At 69.0% G+C, this 1762-nt stretch carries 1 protein-coding gene; it reads right to left on the bottom strand.

All coding sequences use genetic code 11. The annotated features are described in order from the left end of the window. Positions 1–19 precede the first annotated feature (19 nt). Complete coding sequence (locus AC27LF_RS45355; RefSeq protein ID WP_487231308.1) at positions 20–1705, bottom strand: ISAzo13 family transposase; 1686 nt, start codon at positions 1703–1705, stop codon at positions 20–22. Positions 1706–1762 lie beyond the last annotated feature (57 nt).

The following is a 1762-nucleotide window of genomic DNA, read 5'->3' as shown; positions in this document are numbered from 1 at the left end:
CCTAAGGGCTTGCAGATCATTAACTCGCAGTCTTGATCTCTGTGGCGATGGTGATTCCGTGGCTGGTGGCGAGGTCGTGGAGGGCGTGCAGGTCGGCAAGTCGAGGTCCGGTGGGTTTGACGGTGTGCCCGGCTGCCTGGAGGAGTTGGCGGATGTCACGGATGCGGCGGTTGACGGTCTCGGGTGTGACGCCGAAGAGCCGGGCGACGGCGACTTGCGGGAGGCCGAGCCGCTGGTGGAGCAGGACGGCCAGGAGGCGGTCGGCGAGGGTGAGGACGGGGCGGCGGCCGGTGGTGCCGTCGCCCTTGATGCGGGGCCGGTGGCCGCGGCGCTTGTCGAGTTGGCCCTCGCGCTGAGCGTCGTGGAGGGCCAGGAGTTGGGTGATCAGGGCGTCCCACCCGACCGCGGTGACCCCAGTGAACAGCGGATGGCACAGCCAGGCGAGGTCGGGGCTGGGCCGGTCGAACGGGTCCGGGGCCTCGTTGATCTCGGTATAGGGCTCGGGCCGCAGCGTGTAGTTCCAGTCGCTGTGCCAGGTGTGCCGGGTCAGGGGCAGGGCGTCCATTTGCCGGTTGCCGACGGTCACGCCGGTGGGGTAGGCGCCGGTGTCGAGTTCGGCATGGACGGTCAGCCCGGTGCGGGTGCGGGTCGCGGCGATGCTGTTCACGACCACTTCGTGGCTGGTCAGCGGCCTGCCGCGCCAGTTCATCGTGATGTGTGAGAACAGCCGGTGTTCGACCTTGTTCCATTTCGATGTTCCAGGCGGAAAGTGGCACACGGTGATTTCCAGGCCGGTCTCCAGGGCCAGGGCGGCCAGTTCGCTCTTCCAGGCGCGGGTGCGGTAGCCGTTGGAGCCGCCGGCGTCCGCGGTGATCAGCAGTTTCGTCGCGGTCGGGTAGTCGAGGCTGCCGCGGGCCTTCCACCAGCGGCGGATGGACCCGACCGCGAACGAGGCGGTGTCGTGGTCGGTGCCGACGTTGACCCAGCCGGTGTTCGCGGCCAGGTCGTAGACGCCGTAGGGAATCGCCTTGCCCAGCTGCGTGTCGGGGAAGTCATGGGTGGAGACCTGAACCGGCTGCCCCGCCGGCAGCCACTGCTGTCCGGCGTTCTTGTACTGGCCGACCAGCTCCTTCTTCTTGGTGTCCACGCTGACCACCGGCTCTCCGGCATCGATGTGGGCCCTGGCCTGCTCGTTGATGTAGCGGAACTGCCCATCCCGGTCCGGGTGCCGGCTGCCCTCGATGGTCTTGGCGTTGCCCTGCAGGCTGAAGCCCTCCGCGCGCAGCAAATCCCCGACCGTGTCGGCCGAGACCCGGTGGCCCTGCCGGGTCAGCTCGGCCGCCAGGTTGCGCGTCGACTTCGTCGTCCAGCGCAGCGGCGACATCGGATCCCCGCGCACATCCGGCTCCACCAGCGCCAGCAGCACATCACGCAGAGCGGGATCCAGGTCGACGACCCGTTTGCGGCCGCCGCCCGGTCGCCGGACGCGTCCCAGCGGCGGCTCCCCCGACTCCAGCTCGCGCACCCCCAGCGACACGGTCGCCTCCCGCACGTCAGCGGCCCGCGCGACCAGCCTGATCCCGCCGTGCCCGATCGACCGCGCCTCCGCTCCCAGCAGCAGACGACGCTGACGCTCATCGAGATGCGGCAGGATCGTCTCGAACTTCGCTGCCAGCACCGCCTGTTGCTCCGACGCAATGCCCATAGCACATCAACGAGCCACCGAGCCAGAAGCTACGCGTTGATGATCTGCAAGCCCTAA

This window comes from Streptomyces diversicolor (assembly GCF_057537855.1).
The sequence above is the reverse complement of the archived record's forward strand: the minus strand, read 5'-3'. Positions and strand labels throughout refer to the sequence as shown.